The following is a 17,396-nucleotide window of genomic DNA, read 5'->3' on the forward strand; positions in this document are numbered from 1 at the left end:
GGTTGGAAGTGTTCTCAACAGTATTTTTCTGGGGACGGCCGACGGCCCGGCCCTCCGGCCCACCGGCGGTCGGGATCCCGGCCGCCGGACGGCCGTCCCGTACCGCCGCCGCGTCCTCCGCCGACAGCGGCACGTTGGAGATCAGCTGGGTGGTCGCCCACCGGCCGTCCGTGCCCTGGCGCCGCCACTCGTGGAGATAGCCCTCGGCGGCGAGCTCGCGCTTCGCGCGGATGAACCCGGCCTTCTTGATTCCCGCCCGCTTCGCGGTCTCCGACAGCGGCTGGTCGGCGCCCTCCGGCAGCGATAACTGCCAGGACAGCAGGCGCACCGCGTCCGATGACAGCCGGGGATGGCGGATGATCTCGTTCGGTACCTGTGAGAAGAAGCGCGCGGGCGCGATAGCATGCCTGAGCATCCTGGGGTCTCCTATTTAGACCTCGTGGTGTAGGCCCTCGCAGCGGACTGCTATCCGATGCGAGGGCCGCTTCGTTTACAGGAACGAAGCGACCGAATAGCGGCCACCGTACCGCACAATCCACATGTCAACGCAGCCTTGGCCAGAGGTGGTTGAGGCGGTCACCGGCTCCGGTGCTCCGCTGCTCCTGAGGGCTGTCCCGAGTTGAGACGCGCCTCTGGTCCGGGTCGGCCACGATGCCTCAGGGCGTGCCAGGTGGCGCCGTACAGCAACAGGGCGATGCCGGACGAGGCGCCTGCCCTCTTGGCCGCAGGTGTCAGCACCTCTTCGGCGAGAGTGCCCCACGGGGTGGCGACCGTCCTGCCGGGATAGGAGGTCTCGGTCGTACTGTCGCCGAGGTCGCGGACGATCGGGCGGCTGTAGTCGTACTCGGTCTCGTAGCGGTGGGCGCCGATGTCGCCAGGGACCTGCGCGGCGCCCCCCAGCACGGTGGCTGCGACCAGCGCGGCGATCACGCTCCACCGCATGGCGGGACGCAGGCGGGCGGTGGTGTCGGCCTCGGTGCGCAGTCGGCTGCGGTGGCGCCAGAGATATGTGCCGGTGACCGCCAGGCCGCCGACGGCGCTCACGTACTGGAACAGCCGGGCGAGCGGCAGGCCGCCCATGACCGGCTCGCGCAGCAGTGCCACATGGGTGACCAGGAACCCGTCGCCGTGGGTGAGGGAGTCCCACGCCACGTGGGAGGTGATGCCGATGAGAGCCGACAGCAGCAGCCACAGGGTGTAGCGGGTCCTGGCCCGCACTCCGGCTGTCGGCCCGGGTTCCGGCAAGGCGAAGCCGGTGGGGAGCAGGGCTGTGACCGGTCCGCGCAGCAGCCGGTAGGCGGCGACCAGGCAGAGGGTGAAGAGCAGGCTGACGGACAGGCCCCAGCCGGGCGAGTGCGTGTTCGTGGCGTTGAGGAGAGGCTCGTACCAGTCCTGGGGGCCGGTCGCGGTCACACCGAGGGTGTTCAGAAGGTACGGGATGTCGGGCGCCATGGCACCGGCGACCAGGGCCGACGGGACGAACGGGCGGCGCAGCACGGGCAGGACGGCGGCGGGGTGGGACAGGGTGAACGGCAAGGCGAGGCTTTCTCTGCTCGGCGGGAGAAGCGCGGGCCAGGTACGTGTGATACCTCTGACCTGCACAGATGGGTAACGTTATGGGGTGGAGGGGCTTACGGTGGTCGGGGATGTGATCGCGCCGGATCTGCGGGTGCTGTTCTGTGGCATCAATCCGGGGCTGATGTCGGAGGCCACGGGGCATCACTTCGCCCGGCCCGGCAATCGCTTCTGGCCGGTGCTCCATCTCTCCGGTTTCACGCCGTGCCGCCTCGCTCCGGCCGAGCAGGAGGAGCTTCTGGCGTACGGGCTCGGTATCACCAACGTCGTCGCCCGGCCCTCGGCCAAGGCCAGTGAGCTGAGCGACGAGGAGTTCCGCGAGGGCGGGGTCGTGCTCACCGAGAAGGTCCTGCGGCTGCGGCCGCGCTGGCTGGCTGTCGTCGGGGTCACCGCGTACCGCGTCGCGTTCGACGACAAGCACGCGAGGATCGGTCGTCAGGAACGGACCATCGGCGACACCCATATCTGGGTGCTCCCCAACCCCAGCGGGCTCAATGCCCACTGGCCGCTGCCGAAGATGACCGAGGAATTCGAGCGGCTGCGGGCCGCCTCCGAGGCCGCCTCCGAGGCCGACGGCTGACCCGGACCGCGCCACGGCGCGGGAAACCCGCGCGGTCCGAGGCTCGCCGCTCTCCCCGGCACCGGATACCATCCGACCCGACAGCAAAGAGCACGCAAAGCGAGGAGGCGGCACGTTGGGGCGGCTCACCGGCGGGGACCCGTCCCTGCTGCGGCGGATCAATTCGGCCGTGGTCCTCCACGCGCTGCGCGCGGCGGCTCCGCCCGCCGCTCCCACGCTCACGGACCTGACCAAGGTGACGGGGCTGTCCCGGCCGACCGTCGAAGGCGTGGTCGAAGGGCTCATGGAGGCGGGCCTCGTGGTCGAGGCGCCCGCCGAGGAGGGCGAGGCCCGGCGTCAGGGCCGTCCCGCCCGGCGCTTCCGCTTCCGCGTCGAGGCCGGGCACCTCATGGGCATCGAGATCGGCCCGCACCGGATCTCCGCCCTCATGGCCGACCTCGGCGGCCGCGTCACGGGCTCCGCGTCCTTGGAGGTCTCGGAGACGGCCTCGGCGGACGAGCGGCTCGGCTGCGTCCGGGTCGCCGTGGCCGATCTGCTGGAGCGCTCCGGTGTGCCGCGCAGCCGTCTGCGCGCGGTCGGTGTGGCCAGCCCCGGCATCGTCGAGGCCGACGGGACCGTGCGGCTGGGTACCGCCCTGCCCGGCTGGACCGGACTGCCACTCGGCGAGCGGCTGCAGCGCTCCTTCCGCTGCCCGGTCCTGGTGGAGAACGACGCCAACGCCGCGGCCGTCGCGGAGCACTGGAAGGGCGCGGCCACCGGTTCCGACGACGTCGTCTTCGTCCTGGCGGGGCTGAGCCCGGGGGCCGGGTCGCTGATCGGCGGCAGGCTGCACCGAGGGTACGGCGGTGCCGCGGGGGAGATCGGCGCGCTGCACCTGCTGGGCCGGGAGGCGAGCCCGGAGGAGGTGCTCTCCACCACCGGCGAGCCCTTGCACCCGCTCGACGAGGCCCAGGTCGCCCGGGTGTTCGCCCTTGCCCGGGAAGGCGACGAGCGCGCCGCGGAAGCCGTCGACCGCTTCATCCGGCGGCTCGTCCACGACGTCGCGGCGCTCGTGCTGGCCCTCGACCCCGAGCTGGTCGTGGTCGGCGGGTGGGCGGCGGGCCTGGACGGTGTCCTGGAGCCGCTGCGCGCGGAGCTCGCCCGCTACTGCTTGCGGCCGCCGAAGGTCGCGCTGTCGTTGCTGGGGGAGGCGGCGGTGGCGACCGGGGCGCTGCGCTTGGCTCTCGACCACGTGGAGGAACAGCTCTTCGCGGTGGATCCGCCGCACTGACCGGGGCCTCCGCCCCGGCCCCTGCCAGGGGCTGCGCCCCTGGACCCCCGCGCCCACCGGGCTGCCTCGTGAGCTCGGTGCGCGTCTGCAGGTTCGTCGGGGCTGGTCGCGCAGTTCCCCGCGCCCCTTACGGGGCCGCAGCCTCCCCGCTCAGCCGGCCAGCAGGGACAGCGACGCGTCGCCGAACGTGAGCCGGCATGTGTCCGCGCGGTACGTGGCGACGGAGACCGCCGCCGTGCGGCCCTCCGCGAAGTAGCGCGTGGTGACGACGAGGACCGGTGCCCCGGGCAGCCGGTCCAGTTGCTTCGCGTCCTCCGCGCGTGCGGAGCCGAGTTCGACCGCCTGGTCGTGGCCGTCGAGCTCCAGCCGTTGCAGCTCGCGCAGGACCGCGCGGGCGCGGGCCGCGCCCGTGGGCGCGTCGACGGCGGCCAGGCCGGGGACGTTGCCCTGCGGCACGTACAGCAATTCGGCGGCCACCGGCTGGCCGTGGGTGCGGCGCGTGCGGCGGACGGTGTGCACGGGCTCGCTCCCGCCCAGGTCGAGGAGGCGGGCGACGGCGACGGGCGGGGCCTCCGTCGCGCAGTCGACGGCCAGCCAGGAGTCGGGGCCCGAACCGCCGGGCCAGGAGTGCTCGGTGTCGCCGACGGCCACCCCCACGCGCGGCGGGGCGACGGTGGTGCCGACGCCGCGGCGGCGCTGGAGGCGGCCCTCCAGCTCCAGCTGCTCCAAGGCCTGCCGGAGCGTGGCCCGCGCGACGCCGAAACGGGCCGCCAGCTCGCGCTCGTTCGGCAGGATCTCACCCACCGCGAACTCGGAGTCGAGTGCGTCGGTGAGCACGGTCTTCAGGTGCCAGTACTTCGGCTCCGGCACCGTGTCCAGCTGCGTGGTCCCCACCCTGATCCTCCGCAAAGGCTTTTCGCGCGCTTCTTTATTAAAGGTTGTTGCAGTATGCCTGCGACCATAAGACGGTGCGCAGACTTGGTCAAGACCAATGCCGTGATTGTCGGACCGGTCGGTTACCGTTCCAGACCATCGGCGTGTGCGACGAAAGGCGGGGGCATGTCTCAGGTCACGGTGGTCACGGGAGGGGGCCGCGGCATCGGCGCGGCGGTGGCGGTGCGGCTCGCCCGCGCCGGGCACGCCGTCGGCATCGGCTACGAACGGGCGCGCGAGGCCGCGGAGGAGACCGCGGCCAGGGTGCGCGCGGAGGGCGTCGCCTGTGCGGTGGTCCGGGCCGACACCAGTGTCGAGGAGGACGTCGACCGGCTGTTCGCCACCGTGCGGGAGGAGCTGGGGCCGGTCACCGGCCTGGTCAACAACGCGGGCATCACCGGCACGCTGGGCCGGTTCACCGAGACGCCGGTCGAGCGGATGCGCCGCGTGGTGGACGTCAATGTGATGGGCGCGCTGATCTGCGCCCGGCGGGCCGCCCTGGAGATGTCGACCCGTCACGGCGGCGCGGGCGGTGCCATTGTGAACATCTCGTCCGCGGCGGCCACCCTGGGCGGCCCCGGCGAGTACGTGCACTACGGGGCGAGCAAGGCGGCCGTCGACGCGATCACGGTGGGGCTCTCCAAGGAGCTCGCCACCGAGGGCATACGGGTCAATTCGGTGCAGCCCGGCATGGTTCTGACGGACATCCACGCCGCGATGGGCGACGCCGAGCGGCCGTGGCGCGCCGCCGACCGGGTCCCCATGGGCCGCCCCGCCGAGCCGGAGGAGATCGCGGGCGCGGTGGCCTGGCTGCTGTCGCCGGAGGCGTCGTACACCACGGGCGCGGTGCTGCGCGTGGCGGGAGGGCTGTAGGCCGCCGCCGGGTTTCCCGCTCCCGCCGGAGCCTCCGTCGTAGCCCTCGTCGAAACCTCCGTCGAAACCCCCGTCGAACAGGGTCTACCCATCGGTAAGTGTTGCTGACATCCTGTCTCGGAGCATCGGCAGTGACCCGTGGATGACGAGGAGCTTGCCCCATGGCCGACACGGTCGCCTTCCCCATCGACACCGCCGCCGGAAAGCGGAACGTCGAGGTGTCCTACGAACGGCTCGGCGGCGGGGAACCGGTGGTCCTTCTGCACGGCATCGGCCACCATCTCCAGGTCTGGGACCCGGTCACGGGGATACTCGCGGCCGAGCGCGACGTCATCAGCGTCGACCTGCCCGGCTTCGGTCACTCCCCGGCCCTGCCCGACGGGGTCCACTACGACCTCGCGGGTGTGATCCCCGTCCTGGGCGCGCTGTTCGAGGCCCTCGGCGTGGACCGGCCGCACGTCGTGGGCAACTCCCTGGGCGGGCTGCTCGCGCTCCAGCTCGGGCAGGCCAAACTCGTGCGCTCCGTCACCGCGTTCTCCCCGGCCGGGTTCTGGAACCAGCCGGAGGGCCTCTACGCCGTCGCGCTGCTGCGCGCGATGCGGCGCGGAGCGCTGACGATGCCGCCCCGCGCCGTGGCCGCCCTGGCCCGTACGACGGCGGGCCGGGCGGCGCTCGTCGGCTCCATCTACGCCCGGCCGGGGCGGCGTTCGCCCGACGCCGTGATCGCGGAGACCCGCGCCATGCGCGAGGCCACCGGCTTCGACGAGGTCCTCGCCGCCGGTAAGAGGGTGCGCTTCACGGGCGACGTCCCGGACGTGCCGGTGACCATCGGCTGGGGGAGCGCGGACCGGCTGCTGATCCCCCGTCAGGGCATCCGGGCCAAGAAGGCGATCCCGGGCGCGCGCCTCCTGCGGCTGACCGGCTGCGGGCACGTCCCGATGAGTGACGATCCGGCGCTGGTCGCCCGCGTCATCCTCGACGCGACGCGCTGACACCGGATCCGTCACCGGATTCCGTCGTCACGGGATGTCCGGCACCGTGTTCGTCCAGCCGCGCGTACACAGGACGAGCCGGTAGCCGTCCGGATCCTCGACGGTGACGCCCCAGGTGTCCCAGTACGGGTTGTGCGCCGCGACCCGCTTGCCGCCGTGCGCCTCCAGGCGGGCGACGAGCTCGTCGGGCACCGGCCCGTCGAGGTAGACGACGAGCAGGTCCTCCTCGGTGGGCGTCGGCACGGCGGGCGCGCTCGCCTCGTACGCCAGCTCCAGGTGCCAGCCCGCGTCCGGCCGGCCGACCATCACCAGGCGGTAGTCCTCGCCGGGCGGGTCCTCGGCGGTGATCTCCCGGCGCCAGATCACGGACAGGCCGAGTCCCCGGGTCCAGAAGCGCTCGGCGGCGTCGAGGTCACGGGTGGGGCGGGCGATGCGGATGTGGGCTTGTGCGTGTGCGTCGGCAGGCATGTCCCGACCGTATGCCTCGTCGATCATGCGCGTGATCGGCCATTGGGCCTGGGACCATGGTCGCGGGAGGTCCTGGGACCCCTTGGCCCGCCGCCCGGCCCCGTCTGAGTGACGCCCCGTCAGTCCTGCTGCGGCAGCGGGTTCAGCACCACCGGCACCGCCTGCCCCGTCGTCGCGTCGACGTGGGCGCCCACCCGTCCGTCACCCGACGAGCGGCCCGTCAGGCGGCGGCCGATCCACGGCAGCAGGTGCACGCGGGCGAAGCGTGCGTCGGAGGCGCGCCGGGCCGCCCAGCCGGGGCGTACGTACGGGGGGAGCGGAGCGCGCCAGTCCGTCTCGGGCGGGTGGCCGAGCGCCTGCCACACGGCCTCCGCCACCCTCCGGTGCCCCTCCGCGTTCAGGTGCAGCCGGTCCTCGGCCCACAGCCGGGGGTCGCCCAGCACGTCCGCGCCGAAGAGGTCCACGACGATCGCCCCGTGCCGTTCGGCGAGCTCGTCGATGAAGCCGAAGAGCTGGTCCATGCGCGGCCGGAACCGTTCCAGCACCGGGCCGTGCCTGCCGGGGCTGCGCATCAGCACCAGCTGCCCGCAGCCGCCCGCGATCCGCTCGGCGGCCTCCGCGAGCCGGGCGCACACCAGCTCCACGTCGCATTTGGGGCGCAGCACGTCGTTGAGCCCGCCGACCAGCGTGGCCAGGTCGGCGCCCGTCGCCGCGGCGACGGGCGCCTGCTCGTCGGCTATCTGACCGATCAGCTTCCCGCGCACGGCCAGGTTGGCGTACCGGAATCCAGGCGTACGCTCCGCGAGCCGCGCCGCGAGGAGGTCGGCCCAGCCGCGGTACGAGCCGTCGGGAAGCTCGTCGGACATGCCCTCCGTGAAGGAGTCCCCGACCGCGACAAAGCTGCTGTAGGTGGCATTCATCTGCATGGCGCGGCGATCCTACTCCGGCCGTGGTCCCGCCCGGCCGCCAGGCCCGCTCCGCCCGCTCGACGCGTCGGTACGGGACTACGCCCGCTGCCCCACCAGCTCGCGCAGCACGTCCTCCAGCGTGACCATGCCCACGAGCCGGTCGTCCTCGTCGATGACCGCCGCGAGGTGGGTGCCGGTGCCGCTCATCGCCGTGATCACGTCGTCCAGCGGCGTCGCCGCCCGTACGGTCGTGATGCGGCGCATGCGCGGGAGCGGGAACGGCTGGTCGCGGTCGGCCGCGTCCAGGGCGTCCTTCACATGCAGGTAGCCGATGAGCCTGCCCCGGTCGTCGACCACCGGGAAGCGGGAGTACCCCGACTCGGCGGAGAGCCGCTCCAGCTCCTCGGGCGTGACCCCCAGCGGGGCGGTGACCACCTGCTCGACCGGGGTGACCACGTCCTTGACCGGCCGCTTGCCCAGCACCAGGGCGTCCCGCAGCCGCTCGGTCGCCCGGTCGTCGAGCAGCCCCGCCGCGCTGGAGTCGGCCACGATGCGGGCCAGCTGGTCGTCCGAGTAGGTCGCCGCGACCTCGTCCTTCGGCTCGACCCGCAACAGCTTCAGCAGCGTGTTCGCGAGCGAGTTGATCGTGAAGACCACCGGGCGCAGCGCCCGTGCCAGGGTGACCAGCGGCGGGCCGAGGAGCAGTGCGGAGCGCACCGGCTCGGCGAGCGCGACGTTCTTCGGGACCATCTCGCCGAAGAGCATGTGGAGATAGGTCGCCACGGCCAGGGCGATGACGAACGACAGCGTGTGGATCAGCCCGGACGGCATCCCGACCGCGTCGAAGACCGGCGACAGCAGGTGGGCGATGGCCGGTTCGGCCACCACACCGAGCACCAGCGTGCACAGGGTGATGCCGAGCTGGGCCGCCGCCATGAGCGCCGAGATGTGCCGCAGGCCCCACAGCACGCTGCGGGCCCGGCGGTCGCCCTGGTCGGCGTACGGCTCGATCTGGCTGCGGCGTACGGAGATGAGCGCGAATTCGGCGCCCACGAAGAAGGCGTTGACGACGAGCGTCGCCAGGCCGATGAACAGCTGGACGAGGATCATCGGCCCGCCTCCTCGTCGGCGCGCGGGCCGGGGCCCGGGGCCGTCAGCCGGACCCGGGAGGCGCGGTGGCCGGAGGCGTCGACGACGTCGATCCGCCAGCCCGCGACCTCCAGGGCGTCCCCCTCGACCGGGATGCGCCCGAGCTCGGTGGCCACGAGTCCGGCGACCGTCTCGTACGGGCCGTCCGGCGCGCGCAGCCCGATGATCTCCAGCTGGTCGGTGCGGGTGGCGCCGTCCGCGTCGTAGAGCCGTCGGCCCTCCGCGTCGGTGCCCGCCGGGGCCAGGTCGGGCAGCTCGTGCGGGTCGTGCTCGTCGCGCACCTCGCCGACGACCTCCTCGACGATGTCCTCCAGGGTGACCACACCGGCCGTGCCGCCGTACTCGTCGATGACGACGGCCATGGTGCGGCGGCCCGAGAGCCGGTCCAGCAGCCGGTCCACGGTCAGCGACTCGGGTACGAGCAGCGGCTCGCGCAGCAGCGCGGTCACGGGGTGCCGGGGGCGCCGCTCGGCGGGTATCGCCAGGACGTCCTTGACGTGGGCGGTGCCGATGACGGAGTCCAGGCTGCCGCGGTAGACGGGGAAGCGGGAGAGCCCGGTCGCCCGGGTGGCGTTCACGACGTCCTCCGCGGTGGCCTGCGCGTCGAGCGCGGTCACCTGGACGCGCGGCGTCATCACGTTCTCCGCGGTCAGCTCGGCGAGGTTCAGCGTCCGGATGAACAGGTCGGCGGTGTCCGCCTCCAGCGCGCCCTCCTTCGCGGAGTGGCGGGCGAGCGCGGCGAGCTCCTGCGGGCCGCGCGCGGAGGCCAGCTCCTCGGCGGGCTCCAGGCCCAGCCGGCGCACGCTGCGGTTCGCCGTGTTGTTGAGGTGCCCGATCAGCGGACGGAACGCGGCGCTGAACGCGCGCTGCGGCCCGGCCACCTTCTTGGCCACCGGCAGCGGGCGCGAGATCGCCCAGTTCTTGGGGACCAGCTCCCCGATCACCATGAGGACGACCGTGGAGAGCACCGTGCCGAGGATCAGCGCGGTCGAGGAGGCCACCGCGCGCGAGAGGCCGAGCGCCTCGACGGGCCCGGTGAGCAGCGCCGCGACGGAGGGCTTGGCGATCATGCCGATGATCAGGCCGGTGACGGTGATGCCGAGCTGGGCGCCGGAGAGCTGGAAGGTCAGGCCGCGCACGGCCTTGAGCGCGCTCTGCGCGCCGCGGTCGCCCTGCTCGGCGGCCCGCTCCAGCTCGCTGCGCTCGACGGTGGTGAGCGAGAACTCCGCCGCGACGAAGACGGCGCACGCCAGCGTCAGCAGCAGGGCCACCACCAGGAGCAGCACTTCGGTCATCGGTTCACACCTCCGTCCCATGATCGGACAGGGAAGTGGGGAATGCGATGCCGGGTACTGGGAGGCTCGCCCATGGGCGGACGCTCACACCTTTCGAAAGAGGAGTCAGTGGTGACCACCCATGGTAAAGGAGGCGCAAAGCAAAGAAGTGATCAGTATGAGCGGGTACGGGGTGCTCAGCCCCGCAGCTCCTCGATCACCGGGGCGAACTCCTCCAGGTACGGCTCCAGGATCGTGAAGTACGTGAAGCCGTAGCGCTCGCGGTGGCCCCGGACCCGGTCGGCGATCTCCCGTACGGAGCCGGTCAGCAGGGCGGGGTGGTCCAGGTAGGCCTCCTCGGGGAGGTCCGGCGTGTAGCCGATCAGCTCGCGGGCCTTGGCGCGCGGGTCGCCGCCGACGGACACGACCTGGACGAGGAAGTTGAGCTCGGCGGGCGCGGGGCGGTCGGCCGCGAAGCCCCGGTAGGCGGCGACCCGCTTCTCCAGGGCGTCGGGGTCCGCCAGCCGCAGGGAGCCGTCGGGGGCGGTGCCGCCGCCGCTGAAGGCCATGATGTCGGCGTGCCGGGCGGCCAGCCGCAGCACCCGGTCGCCGTTGCCGCCGAGCAGCAGCGGCGGGCGCGGCGCCTGTACGGGCTGCGGTACGTGCCCGGGGTCGCCCAGCAGCCGGGCCAGCTCGGTGACCGTGTGCTCCAGGTGGTCGACCCGCTCGCGCGGCGAGCCGAAGGGCAGCCCCGCCCTGTCGTGCTCCTCCTTCACATAGCCCGCGCCCAGGCCGAGCTCCAGCCGCCCGCCCGTGAGCAGGTCCGTGGTGGCCACCTCGCGGGCGAGCAGGGTGGGGTTCCACAGGCCCGCGTTGAGCACGAAGGTGCCCAGGCGCGGCCGCTCCGTCGCCTCGGCGGCCGCGACCAGGGACGGGAACGGCGCGGGCATCCCCAGGTGGTCGGGCACGAGGATCACGTCGTAGCCGAGGGACTCGGCGCGGCGGCACTTCTCGCGCCACTCGGCCGCGGAACCGGCGGACAGCATGTTGACGGCGAAGCGGAACGGGCGTGCCATGCGGGGCTCCTTGATCGTTCAGGTGGCCCCGACCATAGCGGAGGTTTCCTCCGGTTGACGTGCGGCCGGTCCGCCGGTGATGGAATTCACGCTGCGGGGGAGCCGTGCTCACGCCTCGGGGCGACTCACGCCTCGGGGCGCCGGGCCACCCCCAGCACGCACGGCGAGACCGGGTTCGGGATCCTCGCCTCCGGCACCCGCAGCCGTCGGTACGCGCCGAGCTCGAACCCTGCCGCGCGGATCGCCGCCAGCGGGTCCCGAGCCGTGTGACAGCCGCCCATCAGCAGCGGCCAGACCGTGGCGTCCAGCACGTACTGCACCGCCGCGTGCGTCCGGTTCTCCGCCCGGCCGTGCTCGAAGAAGCGCAGCTCGCCGCCGGGCCGCAGCACCCGCCGCAGCTCCGCGAGCGCCCGCCGCACGTCGCGCACCGAACAGAGCACCAGCGAGGCCACCGCGGCGTCGAACGCCTCGCTCTTCACCGGCAGCGCCTCCGCCGCCCCCGGCACCACGTCGACCGGCACGCCCGCCCGCACCGCGGCGTCCACGGCCCGTCTGCGCAGCAGCCGCTCCGGCTCGATCGCCACCACCTCGGAGACCGTGGTGGGGTAATGGGCGAAGTTCAGGCCGGTCCCGGCACCGATCTCGATCACCCGGCCCGACAGGCCCGCCAGCAGCTCCTGCCGGTACGCGCCGATCCCGGCCCGCTCGTCGAAGAGCGGGCTCACCTTCGCGTAGTACCGGGCGAACAGCGGGTGGTGCACGGTGTCGTGCGGTGTGGTGCTGGGCCGAAGCGGCATGGCACACCCCTTCCCGGGGATACGGTTACCGCGATTCTTACCCCGCGCTGTCGGCGCGCACCGTCGGGTTCCGCTTCGTTGTGGGGCGCGCCTACGGGGGTGCCTCTTGCGCTGCGCGCGCGGCTGCGGGTCCGGTGGGGGCTTGTCGCGCAGTTCCCCGCGCCCCTCAAGCCGCCTACGAGCTCGGTCCTCCATGCTCGTCCGGCGACTGCGGGCCGTCGCTGGTTGCTCGCGCAGTTCCCCGCGCCCCTGAAAAGCCGCCTGCGAGCTCGGCCTACCATGCTCGTCCGGCGACTGCGGGCCGTCGCTGGTTGCTCGCGCCCACGCGGCGGAGCCGCATATCGAGAACAGCCCCGCGCCCCTTGCGGGGCGCTCGTTTGCGGGGCGCGTCAGCTGCGTTGTTGTGCTGCGAAGCGGGTCGCGTTCCAGGTGCCGTCGAGTTCCGGGGCCAGCCAGGTGGGGGCCGCCGCGCGGAAGTCGGGCGGTGTCAGGGCGCCCGCGCCCTCCGGTACGGCGCCCAGCAGTGGCGCGCCCGCGGCCTCGGGCAGGTCGGCGAGGTTGCAGCGGGCCGCGAGGTCCGGCTCGGCGGGCCAACTGCCGATGACGACGCCCTGGCAGCGCAGCCCGCGGGCGCGCAGCGCCTCCGCCGTGAGCGCGGTGACGTTGAGCGTGCCCAGCCCTGCTTGCACCACCAGCAGTACGGGCGCGGCCAGCAGCCCGGCCACGTCCGCCAGTGTCGAACCGGCCTCGTCCAGCTGTACGAGTAGCCCGCCCGCGCCTTCCACCAGGACCAGGTCGTGATCGCCCGCGAGCCGGGTCGCCGCCCGCTCGGCCTCGCGCGGCCGCACGGGGGCGCGGCCCGCTCTTCGGGCCGCTGTCGCCGGGGCCAAGGGGTCGGGGAACCGGGCGAGTTCGAGGCCGGTGACCTGGCCCGCGAGGCGCTGCACCTCGGCCACGTCGCCGGGTTCGCCGGGGGCGACGCCGGTCTGGGCGGGCTTGAGCACGGCGATGGTTCGCCTTGCGGCCAGGGCCGCCGCCGCGATCGCCGCTGTGACGACGGTCTTGCCGACGTCGGTGTTGGTGCCGGTGACGACGGTGATCGTCATGGTGTGTGCCTCCGTTGATGCGTCTTGGCTGCGCCGCCTACCGGGGTGCGTCTTGCGCTTGCGCGCGGCTGCGGGTCCGGTGGGGGCTTGTCGCGCAGTTCCCCGCGCCCCTGAAGACCGCCTACGAGCTCGGTCATCCATGGCCGTCCGGCGGGTGCGGGCCGTGCGTGGCTTGTCGCGCCCACGCGGCGGAGCCGCACAATGTGGCAGCCCCGCGCCCCTTGCGGGGCGCCCCTGCCCCCTATGCCACCCTCGCCGCCTCGCACATCGCCCCGCAGATCCGCTCCACGTCCTCGTCCGTCGTCACGAACGGCGGCATCGTGTACAGCAGGTTGCGGAACGGCCGCAGCCAGACGCCCTTCCGTACCGCGGCCTCCGTGGCCGCCGCCATGTCGACCTCGTGGTCCAGCTCGATCACGCCGATCGCCCCGAGTACGCGCACGTCCCGTACCCCCGGCAGGGAGATCGCGTCGGCGAGGCCGTCGCGCAGGGCGGACTCGATGCGTTTGATCCCGGACTGCCAGTCCTGGGAGAGGAGGAGGTCGATGGACGCGCACGCGACGGCCGCGGCAAGGGGGTTGGCCATGAACGTCGGGCCGTGGGCCAGTACCGGGACCTCGCCCCGCGAGATGCCGTCCGCGACCCGTGGCGTGCACAGCGTCGCGGCCATCGTGACGTAGCCGCCCGTCAACGCCTTGCCCACGCACATGACATCGGGGGTGATCCCGGCGTGCTCGGCCGCGAACAGTCTGCCCGTGCGACCGAAGCCGGTGGCGATCTCGTCGAGGATCAGCAGGACCCCGTACTCGTCGCACGCCTCGCGCAGCACCCGCAGGTACACCGGGTCATGGAAGCGCATCCCGCCCGCGCCCTGCACCACCGGCTCGACGATGACGGCGGCCAGTTCGTGCGCGTGCCGCGCGAGGAGCTCGCGCAGGTGTGCCGAGTAGGCGGGCACCGCCTCCTCGTCGTAGTCGTGCGGCGGCGCGTCCGCGAAGACGTGTCGCGGCAGGGCGCCCGACCACAGCTCGTGCATCCCGCCGTCCGGGTCGCACACGGCCATCGGCTGCCAGGTGTCCCCGTGGTAGCCGCCCCGCCAGGTCATCAGGCGGCGCTTCTCCGGCCGTCCGGCCGAGCGCCAGTACTGGAGGCACATCTTGACGGCGACCTCGACCGACACCGAACCGGAGTCGCACAGGAAGACGTGCTCCAGCCCCTCGGGGGCGATCTCCACCAGCCGGGTGGCCAGCCGCACGGCGGGCTCATGGGTGAGCCCGCCGAACATCACATGGCTCATCCGCCCGAGCTGGTCCGAGGCGGCCGCGTTGAGGACGGGGTGGTTGTAGCCGTGGACGGCGGACCACCACGACGACATCCCGTCGATCAACTCGCGCTGCCCGTGGACCGGTTCGGCGAGCCGCAGCCGTACCCCCGACGCCGACTCCACGATCAGCGGTTCCCGGTGGCCCGGCATCGGGCCGTACGGGTGCCACACGTGCTGTCGGTCGAGGGCGAGCAGCTCGCCCGGGGTGAGCGGTTCACGCATTGGGCGGCAGGTCCGTCCCCGCGCCGCGGCGGCGCACGGCGACCAGGTCCGTACGGACCTCACCCGGCTCACCGGACTCACTCAGCTCACCGGACTCGCCCGGCTCCGCCGTCGTACCGCCGTCGCCGCACGGGCCGCAGCCACCGCTGCCGTGCCCGCCGCAGCCGCCGCCACCACCGTGCCCGCCACCACCGTGCCCGCCACCACCGTGCCCGCCGCAGCCGCCGGCCAGGGCGTCGGCGCGGTGCTCGGGCAGGGTCGTGGTGTCCGCGCCCTCCACCTCGAAGCCCGCGTCCTCGATCATCGCCAGGTCCGCCTTGCCCTCCTGGCCCTCACTGGTCAGGTAGTCGCCCAGGAAGATCGAGTTGGCCAGGTGCAGGGCGAGCGGCTGCATCGTCCGCAGGTGCACCTCGCGGCCGCCCGCGATCCGCACCTCCACGTCCGGGCACACGAAGCGCACCATGGCGAGGATGCGCAGGCAGCGCTGCGGGGTGAGGTTCCACTCCTTCGCCAGCGGAGTGCCCTCGAACGGGATGAGGAAGTTGACCGGCACCGAGTCCGGGTCCAGCTCGCGCAGCGAGAAGACCACGTCCACGAGGTCCTCGTCGCTCTCGCCCATGCCCGCGATCAGCCCGGAGCACGCGGACATGCCCGCCGCCTGCGCCTGCTGCACGGTGTCGACACGGTCGGCGTAGGTGTGCGTCGTCGTGATGCCGCCGTACGTCGCCTCGGAGGTGTTGAGGTTGTGGTTGTACGCGTCGGCGCCCGCCGCGCGCAGCCGCTCCGCCTGACCGGCGGAGAGCAGGCCGAGGCACGCGCACACCTCGACGTCCTCGTTCTGCTCCTTGATCGCCTCGATGGTCCTGCCGACCCGCTCGACGTCCCGGTCCGTGGGACCGCGGCCGCTGGCCACCAGGCAGACCCGCTTGGCGCCGCCCGAGACACCGGCGGCCGCCGCCTGCGAGGCCTCCTCCGGCTTCAGCCACGTGTACTTGAGGATCCCGGTGTCCGAGCCGAGCCGCTGCGAGCAGTACGAGCAGTCCTCGGGGCAGAGCCCGGACTTGAGGTTGACCAGATAGTTGAGCTTCACCCGGCGCCCGAACCACTTGCGGCGCACCTTGCCCGCGGCGGCCACCACATCGAGCAGTTCGTCGTCGGACGTCGCCAGCACGGCGAGCGCCTCGTCACGGGTCGGCAGCTCGCGCCGCAGCCCCTTGTCCACCAGCGTGTTCAGCAGGTCCATGGCGGAGATCTTTACGCACGCCACCGCCCCGGGCCAATGGAGATACCCCACAACAGCGTCGTTTTGAGGTGTGTGTATTGCCACACCCTGACCAGGCGTGCGGAGGGCTACGTTCTATGCACTGCATACAAAGCGCCCGGACGTTTTAAGGACGGCCCATGCCCCAGGACCCGTTCGACTGGATCGACCGGCACCACGAGCGCCGCCTCGCCGCGGGCCTGGTGCGGGAGCTGCGGCCCCGCGCCGCCGACTCGCCGCTCGTGGACCTGGCGGGCAACGACTACCTCGGGCTGACCCGCCACCCCGAGGTCGTCGCGGCCGCCGCCGACGCCGCCCGGCGCTGGGGCGCGGGCTCGACCGGCTCCCGGCTGGTCACCGGCACGACCGGGCTGCATGCCCGGCTGGAGGAGGAACTGGCCGGGTTCTGCGGCTTCGAGGCGGCGCTGGTGTTCTCCTCCGGCTACGCCGCCAACCTCGCCGCCGTCACCGCCCTCACCGGGCCGCTCGACAACGGCACCCTCGTCGTCTCGGACGCGGGCAACCACGCCTCGCTCATCGACGGCTGCCGTCTCGCCCGCGCCGAGACGGCCGTCGTCCCGCATGCCGACCCGGCCGCGGTCCGCAAGACCCTCGACGCCCACGGCGGGCGCGCCCTCGCCGTCACCGACTCCGTCTTCTCCGTCGACGGCGACGCCGCCCCGCTCGCGGAGCTCGCGGAGGCCTGCCGGGCCCACGGCGCGGCCCTGCTCGTCGACGACGCGCACGGGCTCGGCGTCCTCGGCGACGGCGGGCGCGGCGCCGTGCACGCGGCGGGGCTCGCGGGCGCCCCCGACGTCGTGGCCACCGTGACCCTGTCGAAGTCGCTGGGCAGCCAGGGCGGCGCGGTCCTCGGGCCCGCCCGGGTGATCAGACATCTGGTCAGCAACGCCCGTACGTTCATCTTCGACACCGGCCTCGCCCCCGCCGCCGCGGGCGCCGCCCTGGCGGCGCTCGACGTGCTGCGCCGCGAGCCGCAGCGTCCGGCCCGCGTCCGGTACGTCGCCCGTGAGCTGTACCGGCAGGTGACCGCCGCGGGACTCGCGGCCGTACGGCCCGACGCGGCCGTGGTGTCGGTGCGGGCCCCTTCTCCGGAGGCCGCGGTGCGCTGGGCGGCCGACTGCCGCGCGGCGGGCCTGGCGGTCGGCTGCTTCCGGCCGCCGTCCGTGCCCGACGGGGTCTCGCGGCTGCGGCTGACGGCCCGCGCCGACCTGTCGGACCGGCGGATCGAGGAGGCGGTCGGCACGGTCGTGCGCACCGCACCGGCCGCCTGAGCGGGCTCAGTCCCCGGGGGAGGAGCGCCCGGGGGGAGCGAAGGAACCGCCGCGCAGCTCCCCGACGAAGGAGAGCCAGGTGGCGGAGGGGAACGACAGGGCGGGGGTGACTCCGCCCTTCGAGGCCTTGGAAGTCTTCGAGGTCTCCGAGGTCTTCAAGGTCTTCGAGTCGCGCACGGTCAGAGGCCCGGAGACCGGGCCGTCGGCCGTCTCGACACAGTTGTTCATCCCGGTGCTGTAGCTGCTGCGGTGCCACACTGCGCCGCGGCGTGCCGACGGGCGGGCCGGGGTGAACG

General features: G+C 73.3%; 17 protein-coding genes and 1 pseudogene. 5 read left to right on the forward strand and 13 right to left on the reverse strand.

The annotated features are described in order from the left end of the window. Positions 1–415: pseudogene (locus K6I34_RS13425) on the reverse strand (hypothetical protein); the annotation flags it as partial. 161 nt (positions 416–576) lie between these two features. Then, a complete protein-coding gene (locus tag K6I34_RS13430) occupies positions 577–1,536 on the reverse strand; it encodes a DUF4184 family protein (protein ID WP_229325652.1) in 960 nt (319 codons plus the stop codon). Positions 1,537–1,621: 85 nt separating this feature from the next. Here K6I34_RS13430 and mug point away from each other — a divergent pair, with 85 nt between their 5' ends. Continuing rightward, positions 1,622–2,155: a G/U mismatch-specific DNA glycosylase gene (gene mug / locus K6I34_RS13435; protein WP_308293999.1), complete on the forward strand. Its 534-nt coding sequence runs from the start codon at positions 1,622–1,624 to the stop codon at positions 2,153–2,155. Positions 2,156–2,270: 115 nt separating this feature from the next. Further along, complete coding sequence (locus K6I34_RS13440; RefSeq protein ID WP_229325654.1) at positions 2,271–3,425, forward strand: ROK family protein; 1,155 nt, start codon at positions 2,271–2,273, stop codon at positions 3,423–3,425. 150 nt (positions 3,426–3,575) lie between these two features. Here the strand turns inward: K6I34_RS13440 and K6I34_RS13445 are convergent, their stop codons facing one another. Next, on the reverse strand, positions 3,576–4,319 hold the full coding sequence (locus tag K6I34_RS13445; RefSeq protein WP_229325656.1) for a GntR family transcriptional regulator: 744 nt from the start codon (positions 4,317–4,319) through the stop codon (positions 3,576–3,578). Positions 4,320–4,484: 165 nt separating this feature from the next. Between K6I34_RS13445 and K6I34_RS13450 the strand changes: the two genes are divergently transcribed. Both K6I34_RS13450 and K6I34_RS13455 read left to right on the forward strand, forming a co-directional pair. Further along, positions 4,485–5,231, forward strand: a complete 747-nt coding sequence (locus K6I34_RS13450; RefSeq protein ID WP_229325658.1) for an SDR family oxidoreductase — start codon at positions 4,485–4,487, stop codon at positions 5,229–5,231. Positions 5,232–5,392: 161 nt separating this feature from the next. Next, positions 5,393–6,223 carry an alpha/beta fold hydrolase gene (locus tag K6I34_RS13455; RefSeq protein WP_229325660.1) on the forward strand — a complete coding sequence of 277 codons (831 nt, stop codon included), beginning with the start codon at positions 5,393–5,395 and terminating at the stop codon, positions 6,221–6,223. Between the two features lie 27 nt (positions 6,224–6,250). Here K6I34_RS13455 and K6I34_RS13460 read toward each other — a convergent pair whose 3' ends face one another. From K6I34_RS13460 to bioB, 9 genes are all read right to left on the reverse strand, one after another. Continuing rightward, positions 6,251–6,691 (reverse strand): VOC family protein, encoded by a 441-nt coding sequence (locus tag K6I34_RS13460; protein ID WP_229325662.1) that lies wholly within the window; start codon positions 6,689–6,691, stop codon positions 6,251–6,253. Positions 6,692–6,810: 119 nt separating this feature from the next. Then, positions 6,811–7,617 carry an SGNH/GDSL hydrolase family protein gene (locus K6I34_RS13465; RefSeq protein WP_229325664.1) on the reverse strand — a complete coding sequence of 269 codons (807 nt, stop codon included), beginning with the start codon at positions 7,615–7,617 and terminating at the stop codon, positions 6,811–6,813. Between the two features lie 78 nt (positions 7,618–7,695). Beyond that, positions 7,696–8,709 (reverse strand): hemolysin family protein, encoded by a 1,014-nt coding sequence (locus K6I34_RS13470; protein ID WP_229325666.1) that lies wholly within the window; start codon positions 8,707–8,709, stop codon positions 7,696–7,698. Continuing rightward, the gene (locus K6I34_RS13475) at positions 8,706–10,043 is read right to left on the reverse strand and encodes a hemolysin family protein (protein ID WP_229325668.1); all 1,338 of its coding nucleotides are present in this window, start codon (positions 10,041–10,043) and stop codon (positions 8,706–8,708) included. The genes K6I34_RS13470 and K6I34_RS13475 overlap by 4 nt, the downstream gene beginning before the upstream one ends. A 176-nt stretch (positions 10,044–10,219) precedes the next feature. After that, the gene (locus K6I34_RS13480) at positions 10,220–11,098 is read right to left on the reverse strand and encodes an LLM class F420-dependent oxidoreductase (protein ID WP_229325670.1); all 879 of its coding nucleotides are present in this window, start codon (positions 11,096–11,098) and stop codon (positions 10,220–10,222) included. A gap of 125 nt (positions 11,099–11,223) precedes the next feature. Then, positions 11,224–11,895 (reverse strand): class I SAM-dependent methyltransferase, encoded by a 672-nt coding sequence (locus K6I34_RS13485; RefSeq protein WP_229325672.1) that lies wholly within the window; start codon positions 11,893–11,895, stop codon positions 11,224–11,226. Between the two features lie 389 nt (positions 11,896–12,284). Then, positions 12,285–13,001, reverse strand: coding sequence for a dethiobiotin synthase (bioD, locus tag K6I34_RS13490; protein ID WP_229325674.1), 717 nt, complete (start codon positions 12,999–13,001; stop codon positions 12,285–12,287). 241 nt (positions 13,002–13,242) lie between these two features. Beyond that, a complete protein-coding gene (locus K6I34_RS13495; protein ID WP_229325676.1) occupies positions 13,243–14,547 on the reverse strand; it encodes an adenosylmethionine--8-amino-7-oxononanoate transaminase in 1,305 nt (434 codons plus the stop codon). Beyond that, positions 14,540–15,790 carry a biotin synthase BioB gene (gene bioB / locus K6I34_RS13500; RefSeq protein WP_229325678.1) on the reverse strand — a complete coding sequence of 417 codons (1,251 nt, stop codon included), beginning with the start codon at positions 15,788–15,790 and terminating at the stop codon, positions 14,540–14,542. Before bioB ends, K6I34_RS13495 begins: the two co-directional genes overlap by 8 nt. 158 nt (positions 15,791–15,948) lie before the next feature. Here bioB and K6I34_RS13505 point away from each other — a divergent pair, with 158 nt between their 5' ends. Further along, the gene (locus K6I34_RS13505; protein WP_229325680.1) at positions 15,949–17,100 is read left to right on the forward strand and encodes an 8-amino-7-oxononanoate synthase; all 1,152 of its coding nucleotides are present in this window, start codon (positions 15,949–15,951) and stop codon (positions 17,098–17,100) included. A gap of 6 nt (positions 17,101–17,106) precedes the next feature. Here K6I34_RS13505 and K6I34_RS13510 read toward each other — a convergent pair whose 3' ends face one another. Continuing rightward, on the reverse strand, positions 17,107–17,358 hold the full coding sequence (locus tag K6I34_RS13510) for a DUF397 domain-containing protein (RefSeq protein WP_229325684.1): 252 nt from the start codon (positions 17,356–17,358) through the stop codon (positions 17,107–17,109). Between the last annotated feature and the right edge of the window lie 38 nt (positions 17,359–17,396).

The organism is Streptomyces sp. UNOC14_S4 (genome assembly GCF_020740835.1).
Taxonomy (GTDB): Bacteria; Actinomycetota; Actinomycetes; order Streptomycetales; family Streptomycetaceae; genus Streptomyces.